This window comes from Sphaerisporangium sp. NPDC051011, assembly GCF_040653595.1.
GTDB lineage: Bacteria > Actinomycetota > Actinomycetes > Streptosporangiales > Streptosporangiaceae > Sphaerisporangium.
The window spans coordinates 376,995-393,393 of sequence record NZ_JBFAGG010000003.1 but is presented as its reverse complement, the minus strand read 5'-3'; the positions used below and the strand labels follow the sequence as shown (position 1 = coordinate 393,393).

The 16,399-nt window shown below is 72.5% G+C and carries 14 protein-coding genes; all 14 read right to left on the bottom strand.

Annotation, left to right across the window (positions count from 1 at the left end; genetic code table 11):
* Positions 1 to 30: 30 nt before the first annotated feature.
* Positions 31 to 927 carry a DivIVA domain-containing protein gene (locus tag AB0H21_RS09045; RefSeq protein ID WP_358513705.1) on the bottom strand — a complete coding sequence of 299 codons (897 nt, stop codon included), beginning with the start codon at positions 925 to 927 and terminating at the stop codon, positions 31 to 33.
* 48 nt (positions 928 to 975) lie between these two features.
* Positions 976 to 1,260, bottom strand: coding sequence for a YggT family protein (locus AB0H21_RS09040; protein WP_358513703.1), 285 nt, complete (start codon positions 1,258 to 1,260; stop codon positions 976 to 978).
* A 109-nt stretch (positions 1,261 to 1,369) separates the two neighbouring features.
* Positions 1,370 to 1,879, bottom strand: coding sequence for a cell division protein SepF (sepF, locus tag AB0H21_RS09035; protein ID WP_358513701.1), 510 nt, complete (start codon positions 1,877 to 1,879; stop codon positions 1,370 to 1,372).
* Between the two features lie 104 nt (positions 1,880 to 1,983).
* Positions 1,984 to 2,694 (bottom strand): YggS family pyridoxal phosphate-dependent enzyme, encoded by a 711-nt coding sequence (locus AB0H21_RS09030; RefSeq protein ID WP_358513699.1) that lies wholly within the window; start codon positions 2,692 to 2,694, stop codon positions 1,984 to 1,986.
* A 166-nt stretch (positions 2,695 to 2,860) separates the two neighbouring features.
* Positions 2,861 to 4,312, bottom strand: coding sequence for a cell division protein FtsZ (ftsZ, locus tag AB0H21_RS09025; protein WP_358513697.1), 1,452 nt, complete (start codon positions 4,310 to 4,312; stop codon positions 2,861 to 2,863).
* Positions 4,313 to 4,546: 234 nt separating this feature from the next.
* On the bottom strand, positions 4,547 to 5,218 hold the full coding sequence (locus tag AB0H21_RS09020) for an FtsQ-type POTRA domain-containing protein (RefSeq protein WP_358513695.1): 672 nt from the start codon (positions 5,216 to 5,218) through the stop codon (positions 4,547 to 4,549).
* Positions 5,215 to 6,624 carry a UDP-N-acetylmuramate--L-alanine ligase gene (gene murC, locus AB0H21_RS09015; protein ID WP_358513693.1) on the bottom strand — a complete coding sequence of 470 codons (1,410 nt, stop codon included), beginning with the start codon at positions 6,622 to 6,624 and terminating at the stop codon, positions 5,215 to 5,217. Before murC ends, AB0H21_RS09020 begins: the two co-directional genes overlap by 4 nt.
* Positions 6,621 to 7,712, bottom strand: a complete 1,092-nt coding sequence (gene murG, locus AB0H21_RS09010) for an undecaprenyldiphospho-muramoylpentapeptide beta-N-acetylglucosaminyltransferase (RefSeq protein ID WP_358513691.1) — start codon at positions 7,710 to 7,712, stop codon at positions 6,621 to 6,623. Before murG ends, murC begins: the two co-directional genes overlap by 4 nt.
* Before the next feature lie 10 nt (positions 7,713 to 7,722).
* Positions 7,723 to 9,075: a putative lipid II flippase FtsW gene (gene ftsW / locus AB0H21_RS09005; RefSeq protein ID WP_358513688.1), complete on the bottom strand. Its 1,353-nt coding sequence runs from the start codon at positions 9,073 to 9,075 to the stop codon at positions 7,723 to 7,725.
* Complete coding sequence (gene murD / locus AB0H21_RS09000) at positions 9,072 to 10,445, bottom strand: UDP-N-acetylmuramoyl-L-alanine--D-glutamate ligase (RefSeq protein WP_358513686.1); 1,374 nt, start codon at positions 10,443 to 10,445, stop codon at positions 9,072 to 9,074. The genes ftsW and murD overlap by 4 nt, the downstream gene beginning before the upstream one ends.
* Positions 10,446 to 10,536: 91 nt before the next feature.
* Complete coding sequence (mraY, locus tag AB0H21_RS08995) at positions 10,537 to 11,595, bottom strand: phospho-N-acetylmuramoyl-pentapeptide-transferase (RefSeq protein WP_358513684.1); 1,059 nt, start codon at positions 11,593 to 11,595, stop codon at positions 10,537 to 10,539.
* Entirely contained in the window at positions 11,592 to 12,998 is a 1,407-nt protein-coding gene (gene murF, locus AB0H21_RS08990) for a UDP-N-acetylmuramoyl-tripeptide--D-alanyl-D-alanine ligase (RefSeq protein ID WP_358513682.1), read from the bottom strand. Before murF ends, mraY begins: the two co-directional genes overlap by 4 nt.
* A 114-nt stretch (positions 12,999 to 13,112) precedes the next feature.
* Positions 13,113 to 14,630, bottom strand: coding sequence for a UDP-N-acetylmuramoyl-L-alanyl-D-glutamate--2,6-diaminopimelate ligase (locus AB0H21_RS08985; protein ID WP_358514220.1), 1,518 nt, complete (start codon positions 14,628 to 14,630; stop codon positions 13,113 to 13,115).
* A gap of 37 nt (positions 14,631 to 14,667) precedes the next feature.
* Positions 14,668 to 16,371 carry a penicillin-binding protein 2 gene (locus AB0H21_RS08980; RefSeq protein ID WP_358513680.1) on the bottom strand — a complete coding sequence of 568 codons (1,704 nt, stop codon included), beginning with the start codon at positions 16,369 to 16,371 and terminating at the stop codon, positions 14,668 to 14,670.
* Between the last annotated feature and the right edge of the window lie 28 nt (positions 16,372 to 16,399).

Here is a 16,399-nt window from a genome sequence, read left to right as displayed (position 1 = left end):
TCACGGGTCGGCGAACGCTGACCCGCTACTTTAACGGCGATCGTTGTGAGGGCCGTCCACGCCCTGGAAGGCGCCGGAGTGCTGTGCGGACTCGGGGCCGAACGGGTTGTTCTGGCCGCCGGGGATCTGCGGCTGGCCGCCAGGGGCGACGGCGTGGGACATCGAGGGGGACATCGGGGGGGACATGGCGGGGGCGCCGCCCACCTGCGCGCCGACGATGGGGAACGCGCCGCTGGCCTCGGCCGAGACGTTGAGCTCGGCGAGCTGGTTCTCCAGGTAGAGCTTCAGCCTGCTGCGGTACTCGCGCTCGAAGCTGCGCAGCTCGTCGACCTTGCGCTCGAGCTCGTCGCGGGTCTGCACCAGCGAGCCCATGGCCTGGCGGTGGCGCTCCTGGGCGTCGCGCTCCAGCGTCTCGGCGCGGGCGCGCGCATCGCCGATGATCTGCTCGGCCTGGCGGCGGGCCTTGCCGAGGATCTCGTCGGCCTCGCGGCGGGCGCGGGTGACGGTCTCGTCCGCCTCGCGGCGGGCGTCGGCGATGGCCTGGTCGGCGGTCTGCTGCGCGAGGGCGAGCACGCGGGCCGCGGTGTCCATGTTGTCCTCGGCGGGGGGCATCCCCATGCCGACGGGCACCGGCTCGGGCCTGATCGGCTCGGGCGCCTTCATGGGCTCCGGCTGCGGCGGCATCATCATCTCGGGCTTCGGCTCGGCCACGGGGGCCGGCGCCATGCTCATGCCCATGCCCCCCGGCACCTTGCCCCGCAGGCACTCGGTGAGCTTCGCGCGAAGCTCCTCGTTCTCCTGGATGAGGCGGTCGAGCTCGGCCTCGACCTCGTCGAGGAAGGCGTCGACTTCCTCCTCGTCGTACCCGGGCCTGAGCCGGGTCGTACTGAACTGCTTGTTCCGCACATCAGCGGGCGTCAGCGGCATTTCGGTCTCCTTGGCGCGCTCGGAGTCTGTCCGGAGGACGGTACCCGATCAAAGCGCGGACACGATTTGGATCATGACCAAGACCACAATGAACAGCACTGTGAAGCTTAGGTCAAAGGCCACCGTACCCAACCGGAGGGGCGGAATGAAACGGCGGAGGAACTTGAGAGGCGGATCGGTGGCCGTGTAGATGGCCTCCGCGAGCACCAGGACGACACCGCGCGGGTGCCAGGAACGGGCGAACGCCTGAACCGTCTCGAAGATCATTCTGCCGATGAGCAGCACGAGATAGATCGACAGGACCGCGACCACGATCTCTTTAACGACTCCCACGGTCGCGCCCTGCCTCCGTTCCGCACTGCCCGCCTCGGTCGGGGTGGGCCTCTTGGGCCAAGCCGGTCGTGCTGGCCGCGTACGGCCGTGAACTGTCCATGGTGGAACTCTAGCTCTGGTTGAAGAACCCGCGTTCCGCGATTCGGGCCTTGTCCTCGGCGGTCACCTCGACATTGGCTGGGGACAACAGGAACACCTTGTTGGTAACACGTTCAATGCTTCCATGTAGGCCAAAGACCAGACCTGCCGCGAAATCAACAAGCCGCTTCGCGTCGCTGTCGACCATTTCGGTCAAGTTCATGATGACGGGAGTGCCCTCGCGGAAGTGCTCGCCGATCGTGCGCGCCTCGTTGTACGTACGCGGGTGAAGGGTGGTGATCCGCGCCAGATCGGTCGTACGCCTCTCGGCGACCGCGGCCCCCGCCCTGGGTGCCGGGACCGGCGCCTCGACCTCCTCCGGGCCGTCTTGGGGCGTTCCAAGGCCGCGCTCGTCACCCCGCCGCCGGTCGACGTAGTCGTCGGGATAATCGTCGTCCTCGGCGTAGTTACCATAATCCGGGTAGCGGTCGTCCTCCACGAGACCGAGGTAGACCGCCATCTTGCGCATCGCGCCGGCCATCGCTACGTCGTCCTCCTGCTCATGGTCGCCGTACCCAGCAACCTAAGGCACCGCTGTCGACCTCTGCTCGGATAGATGGACATCAAGGTCCACTCGGGGGGACATTACCTGACGAAGGGCTTCCGGCGACCGAGCAACGCCGTACCGACACGCACGTGTGTCGCTCCGTGTGCGATCGCCTCCGCCAGGTCGGCGCTCATGCCGGCCGAAATGACCGCGGCGCCCGGATGGTCGCCTCTCAGGGCGGACGAAAGCTCCCGCAGCCGCGCGAAGGCGGGGCCCGGCTCGGCGCCGAGCGGGGCGACGGCCATGACCCCGCCGAGGACGAGCCCGGGCGCCTCCGCGATCGCCTCCGCCAGCGCCGGAAGGCCCGCCGAGACGACCCCTCCCCTGGCCGGGTCGTCGTCGAGCGCGACCTGGACCAGGCAGACCACCTCGCGCCCGGCCCTGACGGCCTCCCGGGAGAGCGCCTCGGCCAGGCGCGGCCGGTCCACCGAGTGGATCACGTCGGCGTAGGAGACCACGGACCTGGCCTTGTTGGTCTGAAGCTGGCCGACGAAGTGCCAGGTCAGCGGCAGCCCGGAGCATTCGGCCGCCTTGGGCGCGGCCTCCTGGTCGCGGTTCTCGCCGACGTCGCGCACGCCGAGCTCGGTGAGAATGGTCACATCGGAGGCGGGGTAGGTCTTGGTGACCGCCACGAGCGTGATCTCGCGGCGAGCGCGGCCGGCCGCCTCGCAGGCGGCGGTGATCCGGCGCTCGACCTCGGCGAGGCCCGCCGCGATCTCGTCGCGTCGCGTCTTCAGGGTGTCGTTCACGTGGGGGTCCGCGTCACTTCGGGCCTTCGGCGGCGTACAGGTGGTCGGGATCAGCGTACGGGCCCGGCACGCGGCGCTCCCAGGCGCCCTCGGACGGACCCGCGACCGCCGCCCGCGCGGCCGGCACGCGCCGGCGCCCCCGTACGGGGCGGGCGCGTGCCGCCGTTCACTTGAGGAAGTCGGGAACGTCCAGCTCTTCCTCCTGCTCCTCGAAGACCACCGGACGGCGCCGGCCGGGCTCGGAGACGCGGGAGGTGATGGGCGTGGGCAACTCGGGCGCCGGCCTCGGGATCGACACCGGCCCCTGCTGCTCGGCCTGCGGCTGCGCCTCGGCCACGGTCTCCCGGACGAACGGGGTCACCAGAGAGGGCGCGGGCTCGGGGGCCGGAGCGGGCTCGGGCACGGGCGCGACCGGCGCCGGGGCGGGCTGGTGCTGCTGGTGCGCCGGGTGGGCGACCGGCGCGGGCTGGACGTGCGACGTGGGCGCGGGGTGCGCGGCCGGCAGGGGACGGATCGGCGCGGGACGCTCGGCCCGGGGCTGCTCGGCCCGCTGCGCCAGCGGAGGCGGTGTGGCGGCGCGCCCGGCCGGGGCCGGGGCGGGCGACACGGGCGCGGCCGGGCGCGAGGGCGTCTGGGTGCGGGCCACGGGCTGGGCGGCCGGCTTCTCCGGGACCGGTTCGTCGAACCCGGCGGCGATCACCGTGACGCGGACCTCGTCGCCGAGCGCGTCGTCGATCACCGTGCCGAAGATGATGTTGGCGTCCATCGCCGCGGCGTTGGACACGAGCTGGGCCGCCTCGTTGATCTCGAACAGGCCGAGGTCGGACCCGCCGGCGATCGAGAGCAGCACGCCGTGCGCGCCGTCGATGCTGGCCTCCAGCAGGGGGCTGGAGACGGCCATCTCGGCCGCGGCCACCGACCGGTCGTCGCCGCGGGCGTGGCCGATGCCCATGAGCGCCGAACCGGCGCCGGACATGACCGACTTCACGTCCGCGAAGTCCAGGTTGATCAGGCCGGGGGTGGTGATCAGGTCGGTGATGCCCTGGACACCGGACAGCAGGACCTGGTCGGCCGCCTTGAACGCGTCCAGCACGCTGACCTGGCGGTCGGAGATCGACAGCAGGCGGTCGTTGGGGATGACGATCAGGGTGTCGACCTCGTCGCGCAGGGTCTCGATGCCGGCCTCGGCCTGCATCGCCCGGCGCCGCCCCTCGAAGCTGAAGGGACGGGTGACCACGCCGATGGTGAGGGCCCCGAGGGAGCGGGCGATGTTCGCCACCACGGGCGCGCCGCCGGTGCCGGTGCCGCCGCCCTCGCCCGCCGTGACGAAGACCATGTCGGCCCCCTTGAGGACCTCCTCGATCTCCTCACGGTGGTCCTCGGCGGCCTTGCGGCCGACCTCGGGGTTGGCCCCCGCGCCGAGGCCGCGGGTGAGCTCGCGCCCCACGTCCAGCTTGACGTCGGCGTCACTCATCAGCAGCGCCTGGGCGTCGGTGTTGATGGCGATGAACTCGACGCCCTTGAGACCCTCCTCGATCATCCGGTTCACGGCGTTCACTCCGCCGCCGCCGATGCCGACGACCTTGATGACCGCGAGGTAGTTCTGCGGTGCTGCCACGACGAGGGGCCTTTCCGCTCGTTTACTTGCATTACGTGAGGCCCGAATCGGTGCCGGACCTTCTTGTTAACTCTCACCCTCAAGTTGAGATTTAGAGTTATGTCAACCTGAGGAATGATACGGACAGTAGGGTTGCCCGTCCCCCAGGGTCAACTCACCGCGCCGCAAGCTCGCCCGGCGTGTTGCCGCCTGTCCCTTTCGCTCCTGCCGGTCCCCACCCGGCGGCGGAACATTTCACTTCACCGTCACGACGTCCGGAGAACTCACGTCATAACGGTCGGCGGGGCGTCGCAGCAGCGTGAGCGCGATGCGCGCCTTGTCGCGGGTGCGCTCCGCCCCACCCCACATGATCGTACGGCCGTCGGACAACCGGAGCGAAACATCGTCGGCGGATGTCGCGCGGACCGTCTGGACCATGCGCCCCAGATCGCCCGGAAGACCGGCGACGATCTTGAGCCCCGCCATGGTGGCCGGGTCGTCCGCGGCGAAGCGCTCGACGCTCAGCGTGGGCAGCCCGAGCGGTGCGATCCGCCCGGTCTCGATCACCACCCCGTGCCGGTCGACCACCGCCGACGCGCCGCCCTGGAGGACGACCGCCACCGGCCTGCGCTCGGCCACCCGGACCACCAGCGTGTCCGGCCAGTTGCGCTCGACGCTCACCGATTCGACCCACCGCAGCGCGGCGATCCGGCCTCGGACCGCGTCCAGGTCGACCGTGGCCATCGGCAGGCGGTCGGGCACCGCGGCGGCCCGGCGGACCTCCTCGTCGGAGACCGCCGTGTTGCCGGAGACCGCGATGTGGCGCACACCGAGGACGGGCGAGAAGAACACCAGCCACGCCGCCGCCCCCACCACCCCGCACGCGAGCAGGACGGCGAAGGCCGTGTGCCAGGCCCGGCGGCTCACCGCGCGGCGAGCTCTGCGACGATGTGGGGGCCGAGCTCGGTGACGTCGCCGGCGCCCATGGTGAGCACGACGTCGCCCGGGCGCGCGCGGTCGGCGACCAGCCCGGGCACCGCGGTGCGGTCGGGCGCGTAGACCACCCGCTCGGCCGGCAGCCGCACCTTGCCCGCCACCAGCGCGCCGGAAACCCCCGGTTCCGGGTCCTCGCGGGCGCCGTAGACGTCCAGGACGACGGCCTCGTCGGCCAATCCGAGCGCCGCGCCGAACTCGTCGGCGAAGAAGCGCGTGCGCGAGTAGAGGTGCGGCTGGAACACCGCGATGACCCGCCCGGAGGGCCCGGAGAACGACGCGACGACGTCGCGCGCGGCGCGAAGGTCGGCGGCGAGCTCGGTCGGGTGGTGGGCGTAGCTGTCGAAGACCGCGACCCCGGCCGCCTCGCCCTTGGCCTCGAAGCGGCGCTTGGCGCCGGTGAACGCGGCGAGCCCCTCACGGAACTCGTCGAACGGCACACCGAGCTCCTCGGCCACGGCCAGGGCGGCCGTGGCGTTCAGTGCGTTGTGGCGGCCGGGCACCGACAGCCTGACCTCGCCCTTGCCCTCGACGCGGAACGCGACCCCGAAACCGTCGGGGACGATGCCCTCGACGCGCAGGTCGGCGCCCTCGGACTCGCCGTAGGTGCGCACCCGAAGGCCCCGGGCGCGGGCGTGCGGCACGAGCGCCGCGGCCCCCGGGTCGTCGGCGCAGAGCACCAGGGTGGAGTCGATGCGCTCGACGAAGCGGGCGAAGCCGTCGTACACGGCCTGCGGGTCACCGTAGTTGTCCAGATGGTCGGGCTCGACGTTGGTCACCACCGCGACCTCCGGCGCCAGCATCAGGAACGAGCCGTCGCTCTCGTCGGCCTCGGCCACGAACACGTCGCCCGCGCCCTCGTCGGCGCCGAGGCCGGTGGTCACGAGCTGGCCGCCCACGCAGTACGACGGGTCGCGGCCGCACTTCTGCAGGGCGACGGTGAGCATCGAGGTGGTGGTGGTCTTGCCGTGGGTGCCGGCGACCGCGATGCCGGTGCGCCCGACCATCACCGCCGCCAGGGCTGCGGCCCTCGGGATGACCCGCAGCCCCTGGCGCAGCGCCTCGCCGAGCTCGGGGTTGGAGTCGCGGATCGCGGTGGACACCACGACGGTGTCGACGTTCTTGATGTAGGACGCGGCGTGGCCGACGTGGACGGTGGCGCCGAGGTCGCGCAGCTCGGTGATCATCGCGGAGCTGCGCGCGTCGCTGCCGGAGACCTTCACGCCCCGCTTGAGCAGGATGCGCGCGATGCCCGACATACCCGCGCCGCCGATGCCGATGAAGTGGACGCGGCCCAGCTCCTCGGCGGCGACCGGAGGAACCGGCTTGACCAGGCTCATCGGCGGCCTCCCGCGGCCGCGACGGCGAGGACCTTCTGGGCGAGCACGGTGTCGGCGTCCTTACGGCCCATGCGGGACGCCGCGGCCGACATGGCGACGACCCGCTCGGGGTCGCGCAGGATGGGCAGCACGTTGCGGATGATCCACTCGGTGGTCAGGTCGGCGTTGTCGACCATGATGCCTCCCCCGGCCTCGACGATCGGCGCGGCGTTGAGCTTCTGCTCGCCGTTGCCGTGCGGCAGCGGGACGAACGCGGCGGGCAGGCCCACGGCCGTCAGCTCGGCGCAGGTCATCGCGCCGCTGCGGCACAGCACGAAGTCGGCGGCGGCGTAGGCGAGGTCCATGCGGTCGATGTAGGGCAGCACGACGTACTGCGGGTCGCCGGGCGGGGGCTGCTCGATGATCTCGTTCTTGGGCCCGACCACGTGGACGACCTGGACGCCCGCCTGGCGCAGGGCCGGGGCGGCGGCGAGGGCGGCCTCGTTGAGCGCCTGGGCGCCCTGCGAGCCGCCGAACACCAGCAGGGTCGGCCGGTCGCTCTCGAGCCCGAAGTAGGACCGCGCCTTGTCGCCCATGGACAGCCGGTCGAGCGCGACGATGTCGCGGCGCAGCGGGATGCCGACGTACTCGGCGTGCGGCAGCGAAGCGTCGGGGTGACCCGTGAAGACGTGGTCGGTGAGCCGGGCGCCGAGCCGGTTGGCGAGCCCGGGGCGCGGGTTGGCCTCGTGCACGACGATCGGCACGCCGCGACGCCGGGCGCCAAGATAGGCGGGCGTGGCGACGTACCCCCCGAAGCCGACCAGGACGTCGGCCTGGACGCGGTCCAGGATGCCGGCGGCGGCGTTGATCGCCCCGGCCAGCCTTCCCGGCACCGTCAGCAGCTGCGGCGTGATGGCGCGCGGCAGCGGGACCGCGGGCACCAGCGCCAGCTCGTACCCCCGCGCGGGGACCAGCCTCGTCTCCAGCCCGCGCTCGGTGCCGAGGCAGGTGACCCCGATGGATGGGTCGTACCTGCGCAACGCGTCAGCGAGCGCCAGAGCGGGTTCGATGTGTCCGGCGGTACCGCCGCCCGCGAGGACCACCCTCATGTCGGTCCTTTCACTCCACGTGCCTCGATGTCGGCCGGAGACGCCCCGGACGGCGTCCCCCCGCCGCCGGGCGACCCAGGCCAAGCCAGCTTAGAGCCCGCGCCACCGGGCCGGGGCCACGCGCCGCGAGTGCGGCCGCCGCGCCCGGTTCTCGTTTGGCGAACGACAACAACATGCCAAGCGCGGCGAGCGTGGGCAATAGTGCCGAACCACCGTACGACACCAGGGGCAGCGGAATGCCCGTGATGGGCAAAGCGCCGATCACCGCGCCGATGTTGACGATCGCCTGCCCGGCGATCCAGGCGACGGCGGCGGAGGCCGCCAGGCGGATGAACGGGTCCTTCACCCGGGAGGCCACGCGCAGGCCCGCGTACCCGAGCAGCCCGAACAGGGCCACCACGACCAGCGTGCCCATGAGGCCGAGTTCCTCGCCGATGATGGAGAAGATGAAGTCACTCTCGGCGTGCGGCACCCACATCCACTTCTGGCGGCCGCTGCCGAGGCCGAGGCCGAACCAGCCGCCCGACCCCAGGGCGATCTGCCCCTGGGCGGCCTGGTAGCCCGAGGTCTGGGCGTTGCCCCAGACGTCCAGCCAGCCCTTGATGCGCGCGGACCGGTAACCCTCTACACTGATCATGATCACGGTGGCCACCGTGGCGACGGTCATGATGCCGCCGAACAGCCGCAGCGGCGCGCCCACCACCCACAGCAGCGCCAGGAAGACCAGCATGAGCACCAGCGTGGTGCCGAGGTCGCTTCCCATGAGGACCAGCACGGCGAGGATCGCGGTGCCGGGCATGAGCGGGATCAGTAGCTGGCGCCACTCGATCAGCCCGCCCTTGGCCTTGCGGGCCAGCAGGTCGGCGCCCCACAGCACCAGGCCGAGCTTGGCGGGCTCGGAGGGCTGGAGGGTCAGCCCGCCGATGTAGATCCACCGCTGGCCGCCCAGCTCGGACTCGCCGATGAAGATCACCATGATGAGCCCGATGATCGAGATCGCCATGAGAGGGTAGGCGGCGAGGCGGAAGAACCGGTGGGGCAGCCGCGAGCAGACCCACATCACCGGCAGGCCGATCGCGACCGACAGCGACTGCTTGAGGAACCAGTAGAACGGGTTGCCGGTCTTCTGCAGCGCCTCGACGCTGGAGGCCGACAGCACCATCATCAGGCCGAGCGCCAGCAGCAGCCCGGTGCAGGCGAGCACCAGATAGTAGGACGTCAGGGGGCGGTTCAGCAGCTCCCCCAGCGCCGCCAACCGGCCGTGCGCCCGCGCGACCCGCGCGCGCGGACCCGCCGCCGCGGTGGTCTCGGCGGTGGTCTCGGAGGTCGTCCCGGCGGCGGTTCCCGTCGTCTCGGTGGTCACGAGCCGGCCATGCGGCGTACGGCCCGCGCGAACGCCTCCCCACGGGCGCCGTAGTCGGCGAACATGTCCAGGGACGCCCCGGCGGGCGCCAGCAGCACGGTGTCCCCGGGGGAGGCCAGCCGGGCGGCCTCGGTCACGACACGGTCCATGACCCCAGTGTCTTGCCCCTCGACCTCGGCGACCGGAACATTCGCCGCGTGTCGCGCCAGAGCCTCGCGAATTATCCCTCGGTCGGTTCCGAGGAGGACGGCCCCGCGCAGACGTCCCGCCGCGCGCCGCACCAGGTCGTCGACGTCTGCGCCCTTCAGCAGGCCGCCCGCGACCCAGACGATCGAGGGGTAGGCGGCCAGGGACGCGGCTGCGGCGTGCGGGTTGGTGGCCTTGGAGTCGTCCACGTAGTCGACCTCGGCCACGCGCGCGACGTGCGCGACGCGGTGCGGGTCCGGAACGTGGTCGAGCAGGCCCTGGCGGACGGCTCCGGCCGGCACCCCGTGGGCGCGGGCCAGGGCCGCCGCGGCCAGGGCGTTGGCGACGTTGTGCGGGGCGAACGGGCGCACGTCCGCCAGCGTCGCGAGCTCCTCGGCCGTGCCGGCGGGGTCGCCGACGAAGGCGCGGTCCACCAGCAGGTCCTCCACGACGCCGAGACACCCGCGCGGGGGGACGTCGAGGGTGAACCCGACGGCCCCTTCGTACGGCGCCGCCAGGCGGGCCGTCAGCGGGTCGTCGGCGTTGTAGACGACCACCCCGGCGCGCTCGAATACGCGACCTTTGGCGCGGGCGTACTCCTCCATCGACCCGTGCCAGTCGAGGTGGTCCTCGGCGACGTTCAGGACGGCCGCGGCGGCGGGGGCCAGAGTCGAGGACCAGTGGAGCTGGAAGCTGGACAGCTCGACGGCCAGCACGTCGTGGGGCTTCTCGACGGCCTCGACGATGGGCGTGCCGACGTTGCCCACGGCCACGGCGTCGTGCCCGGCCGCGACCAGCATCGCGGTGAGCATGCGCACGGCGGTGGTCTTGCCGTTGGTGCCGGTCAGGGCCAGCCACGGGGCGGCGCCCGGGGGCCGCCGCCGCCAGGCCAGCTCGACCTCCCCGATCACCTCGACGCCCCTGGCCGCCGCCTCCACCAGGAGCGGGTGGTCGGGGCGCCAGCCCGGGGAGGTCACGACCAGCGACGTCTCCGGTGGCAGCCCGCCGCCGAACCGCACCTCCACGCCGAGGGGGGCCAGTTCGGCCGCCGCGGCGCGCTGCCGCTCGCCGTCCCGTCCCTCGACCACGACGACCCTGTGACCGTCCCGGGCGAGACTCCGCGCCGCGGCGACCCCGGACACGCCCAGGCCGGCGACGAGAACGTTCCCGACGTCCATGGCCATCAGCTCCCCTCTGTCCCCCCGGCTCGCGCGAACGACGTCAGCGCGGCGAACACGGCGAACACGGCGAACGCGGCGAACGCGGCGAACACCGTCATGCCTTCGGCATCCATTCGACGTAGAAGAGGCCGAGGCCGGCGGCGGCGCAGAGGACGGCGATCAGCCAGAAGCGGACGACGATGGTGGTCTCGGCCCAGCCCGCCAGCTCGAAGTGGTGCTGGAGGGGGGCCATGCGGAAGACGCGTTTGCCGGTCATCTTGAAGAAGCCCACCTGGATGATCACCGAGGCGGTGATGATGCAGCACAGGCCGGCGAGGATGAACAGCAGGATCTGCGTGCGCGTGGTGATCGCCAGCCCGGCGAGGACGCCGCCGAGCGCGAGCGAGCCGGTGTCGCCCATGAAGATCTTCGCCGGCGGGGCGTTCCACCACAGGAAGCCGACCAGCGCGCCGAGGACGGCCGCGGCGACGACCGCCAGGTCCAGCGGGTCGCGGACCCAGTAGCAGTTCGGGCCGAGCTGGTTGAGGCAGCTGTTGCGCAGCTGCCAGTTGCCGATCAGCACGTACGCGGCCAGCACCACCCCGGTGGCGCCGCTGGCGAGGCCGTCGAGGCCGTCGGTGAGGTTCACCGCGTTCGAGAAGCCCACGATCATGATGAGGACCCAGATCGTGAACAGCACGATGCCGATCGACGGCCCGAAGTCGCGCAGGAAGGACACGCGGGTCTCGGCGGGGGTGATCGAGTACGCGTTGGGGAACCGGACGACCAGCACGGCGAAGACCGCGCCGACGATGAGCTGGCCGAGGGCCTTGGCGCCGCTGCGCAGGCCGAGGCTGCGCTGCTTGTAGATCTTGATGAAGTCGTCGAGGAAGCCGACCGTCGCCAGGCCCGTCATGAGGAAGAGCACGAGCATCGCGGACGCCGTCGGCGGCGTCAAGGTGGCGAGGTGGGAGCAGGCGAAGCCGATCAGCGCGGCGATCACGAAGACGGTGCCGCCCATGGTGGGGGTGCCGCGCTTCTCGTGGTGGCCGGACGGGCCCTCCTCGCGGATGTTCTGGCCGTAGCCCCTGCGGCTGAAGAGCCTGATCGCCAGGGGGGTGCCGAGCATGGACAGGATCAGCGCCACGCCCGCGGCGACGAGGATGTCCCTCATCGGGCCTCACCCCCCGCGGCCTCGTCCTTGGGGGCCTCGGAGGCCCGCAGCAGCATCTCGGCGACCCGCTCAAGGCCGACGGCGCGCGGCCCCTTGACCAGGACGACGTCCCCGGGCCGAAGCAGTGCGGAGAGCTCGGCCGCGGCCTCGGCCGGGCCGGGGACGTGAACGGCGGGCGCCCCCTTGGCGCCCGCCAGCACGGGCCAGGGATGCTCCCCCACCACCCACAGCCCGGTGAGCCCGGCCCCGGCGGCGACGCGGCCGACCTCCTCGTTGAGCGCGTCGGCGTCCTCGCCGAGCTCGCGCAGGGAGGCGACCACGGCGAACCGGCGGCGGTTCTCGCCGAGCCTGCCGAGGGCGTCGAAGGCGGCGCGCATGGACTCGGGGTTGGCGTTGTAGGCGTCGTTGATCACGGTCACGCCGTCGGGGCGCTCGGTGACCTCCATGCGCCAGCGGCTGCGCGGCTCGGCGCCCGAGAGGTGCTCGGCGATGGTGGCCACGGGCAGGCCGAGCTCGTAGGCCGCCGCGGCGGCGGCCAGGGCGTTCTCGACCGCGTGGGCGCCGTACAGGCGCAGGCGGACGGCGGCGCCGCCGGAGGGGGTGACGAGTGTGAAGCCCGCCCTGCCGCGCTCGTCCAGCGTCTCGTCCACGGCCCGGACCTCGGCCTCGGCCGAGCGGCCGAACCAGCGGACCCGCGCCTCGGTGCGCCCGGCCATGGCGGCGACGTTGGGGTCGTCGGCGTTGAGCACGGCGACGCCGCCGCGGGGCAGCGCCTCGACGAGCTCTCCCTTGGCCTTGGCGATCTGCTCGCGCCCGCCGAACACGCCGAGGTGGGCGCTGCCGACGTTCAGCACGACGCCGATCTTCGGCGGAGCGACGCCGGCCAGGTAGGCGATGTGGCCCATCTCGCGGGCGCTCAGCTCCAGCACGAGGAAGCGGGTGTCCTCGTCGGCGCGCAGGACGGTGAGCGGGTGGCCGATCTCGTTGTTGTAGGACCCGATGGGGGCGACCGTGGGGCCGATCAGCGCGGTGAGCCCGCCCAGAAGGTCCTTGGTGGTGGTCTTGCCCGCCGACCCGGTGACCCCGATGACGGTCGCGCGCGGCAGCTCGGCGACCACCCCGGCCGCGAGCCGCGCCAGCGCGGCGACGACGTCGGCGACGATCACCGAGGGCGCGTCCACGGGCCTGCTCGCCAGCACGGCCACCGCGCCGGACTGGTGGGCCTGGGCGGCGTAGTCGTGCCCGTCCGCCCTCGTGCCCTTGACTGCGGCGAACAGCGAGCCGGGCCCGGCGCCGCGCGAGTCGATCACAACCGGCCCGCGGACCACGGCGCGGGGATCGGCCATGCCCGTGAGGGCACCCGAGGTCATCTCGGCGATCCTTGCCAGCGGCAACGGGATCATTCGTTATCCCTACTCTCCATACAAGCTTGTTCGTGCCTACGCGGGGGGCCGGCGTCGCGCCCCGGCCGGCGGGCCCGGGACGCTTCGCGCCTCAGCCTCGCACAACACCGCCGGTCACGTTCGCTCACGTCTGCCGATCGCCTCCGCGACCACTTGCCTGTCGTCGAACGGCAGCACCTCGCCGGCGACGTACTGACCCTGCTCGTGGCCCTTGCCCGCCACGACCACCACGTCGCCCGGCCGCGCGCGGCCGATGGCGAGGTCGATCGCGCAGGCGCGGTCCGGCTCCATGATCACATGAGCGCGGTCCCGCTCGGGCACGGTCAGGACGCCTTGCAGCATCTCGCCGAGAATGCGCAGCGGATCCTCCGAGCGAGGGTTGTCGCTCGTCAGGATCGCCACGTCGGCCAGCCGGGCCGCGGCCTCGCCCATCATCGGGCGTTTGCCGCGGTCGCGGTCGCCGCCGCAGCCGAGGACGATGATCAGGCTGCCCGAGGTGACCTCGCGCAGCGCCCCGAGCACCGACTCGACGGCGCCCGGCTTGTGCGAGTAGTCGACGATCGCCTGGAAGCCCTGCGCGCCCGGCACGCGCTCCATGCGGCCGGGGACCCCGGTGACCGTCCCGGCGCCGTGCACGGCCACCTGGAGGGGCACTCCGGCCTCCACGAGGGTGACCAGCGCGCCGAGGGTGTTGGCGACGTTGAACGGGCCCGGCAGGGCCACCGACACGTCGGCCTCGACGCCGCCCGGGCCGATCACGCGGAAGGTGCTGCCGTCGGCGCCCAGGCGGACGTCGCGGGCCACCCAGTCGGCCTCGGGGGCGCCCTGGGCCGAGAACGTCGTGACCGGGATCTTGGACAGCCCCACCAGCTCGCGGCCGTGCGGGTCGTCGATGTTGACGACTCCGGCGCGCGCCAGCTCGGGCGTGAACAGCCGGACCTTGGTCATGAAGTAGTCGTCGAGGTCACGGTGGAAGTCCAGGTGGTCCTGGGAGAGGTTCGTGAACAGCGCGACGTCGTAGTGCGCGCCGTCGACCCGCCCGAGGGCCAGGGCGTGGCTGGACACCTCCATGGCCGCCGCGGTGACGCCCTGCTCGCGCATGAGCGCGAACAGGCCCTGCAGGTCGCTGGCCTCGGGGGTCGTCAGCGTGGGCGTGAAGCACAGGTCGCCGACGTGGATCTCGACGCCGCCGACCAGGCCGGTGCGGTGCCCGGCGGCCCGGAGCCCGCCCTCCAGCAGGAAGGTGGTGGTGGACTTGCCGCTGGTGCCGGTCACACCGAGCAGCAGCAGCTTCTCGGAGGGGCGCTCGTACACCCACGCGGCGACCCGGCCGAGCACCGCCCGCGGGTCGGGGACCACGAGCACGGGCAGGCCGGACGCGACGGCGTCGCGCTCCCCCGCCGGGTCGGTGAGGACGGCGGCGCCTCCGGCCTCGGCGGCGGCGCGGGCGAAGGCGGCGCCGTGCACGCTGGCGCCGGGCAGCGCGACGTACAGGTCGCCCTGCCGCACCTGGCGGGAGTCGATGGTGATGCCGGTGACGGCGGCGAGCGGCGCTCGGGGGCCTGCCGCGGGCGCGCCGAGCATGGCCGCCAGCCCGGAGAGGGGGCGGACCTGGCCGGCCGCGGGTCGCATGGACGGGGGACGCACGGGCGTGAGCGTACCTTCCCCGTCACCCGTCGGTGCTCAAGCGCACCGACGGGGCGGTCGTGCCGGTAGGCGGGATCTTGCGGGTCTTCAACGCGAACGTCATGACTTCCTTGAACACGGGCGCGGCGATTTCCCCGCCGAAGTGGCCGTTCTTGGGCGCCTGTACGACGGCCAGGGCCACCAGACGCGGCGCGTCGGCGGGAGTGAACCCCACAAAGGTAGCGGTATAACCGCAATACCCTTGGCAGTTCTCGTCGTATCGCATCGCGGTGCCGGTTTTACCCGCCACCCGGTATCCCTTGATGGCCGCCAGCGACCCGGTGCTGCCGTCGGCGTTCACGGCGGCCTCCAGCATGCGCGAGATGTCCGTGGCCGTGCGCGCGGTGATGACGCGGGTCCGCTTGCCGGGAGGCGCCGGCACGAACCGGTCGTGCCCGTCGACGGTGCCCGCGACGATCTGCGGGGTGATCCGCACCCCGCCGTTGGCGATCGTCTGGTAGACGCTGGCCATCTGCAGGGCCGTCACCGACACGCCCTGGCCGAAGGCGATCGTGCAGCGCTGGCTGCCCGACCAGGTCTCGCGCTTGGGCAGCAGCCCGGCCTCCTCGCCGTAGAACCCGCCGCCGGTCCTGGCGCCGAAGCCGAAGCTCTTCAGCATGTTGTACAGCGCCTGGTCGCCGACCTTCTCGGCGGCCATCAGGGTGCCCACGTTGCTGGACTCCGCCATGATGCCGGTGAACGTCAGGTGCTCGGGGGCGTGCGGGTGGGCGTCGCTGAGCAGGCGGTCGGCGCACTGGTACTTGTCCTTGACCTCGAACACCGTCTCGGGCCGCACCGCGCCGGCCTCCAGGGCGGCGGCGGCCGTGATGACCTTGTTGGTGCTGCCCGGCTCGAAGATCTCCGAGACCGCGCGGTTGCCGAGGTCGGCGGGCGGGAGGGACTCCCACTTGTTCAGGTTCACCTCGGGGGCGTTGGCCATGGCGACCACCTGGCCCGTGCGCACGTCCATGACGATGACGCTGCCGCTGCGGGCCCCGGACTCCTTGACCTGCCGGGCGATGGCCTGCGCCGCGGCCCACTGGACGTCGCGGTCGATGGTCAGCCGCACGCCCTTCCCGGCGACCGGCTCCTCCCGCGTGGTGCGGGTCATGGGGATGCGCTGGCCGGCGGCGCCCTTCTCGATGGTCTGGCTGCCGTCCTTGCCGCCGAGCAGCTTGTCGTAGGTCTGCTCGATGCCGGCCAGGCCGCCGCCCTCGTCGCCGACGAAGCCCACCACGCCGCCGGCCAGGTCGTTCCCGGGGTAGAGCCGCTGGTACTGCGGCGCCGCGAACAGCCCGGGGATCTTCTTGCCGCCGATCTTCAGTTCCAGGACGGTCTTGGCGACGCCGATCGACACGTCGCGGGCGAGCCGCGTGTAGCGCGTCTTGGCCAGGGCGAGCTTGGCGGCGATGTCCTCCTTGGGAACGCCGAGGTAGGGCGCGAGGAGGGCGGCGACCTGCTCGCGCTGCCCGGCCGGCACCATGCTCGGGTCCGCCAAGATCTCGCGGGCCTCGACGGTGACGGCGAGCTCGTTGCCGTTGACGTCGGTGATCGACCCCCGGCGGGCGGGCAGCTCCTCCTTGTGCACTCTGTACTCGGCGGCCTTGGCCTGGAACACCTTGGAGTCGAGCCCCTGGAGCTGGAGGAGCCGCCCGGCGAACAGCGACAGCACGACCGCTATGCCCATCAGGCCGACGTTGATGCGCCGGACCGGG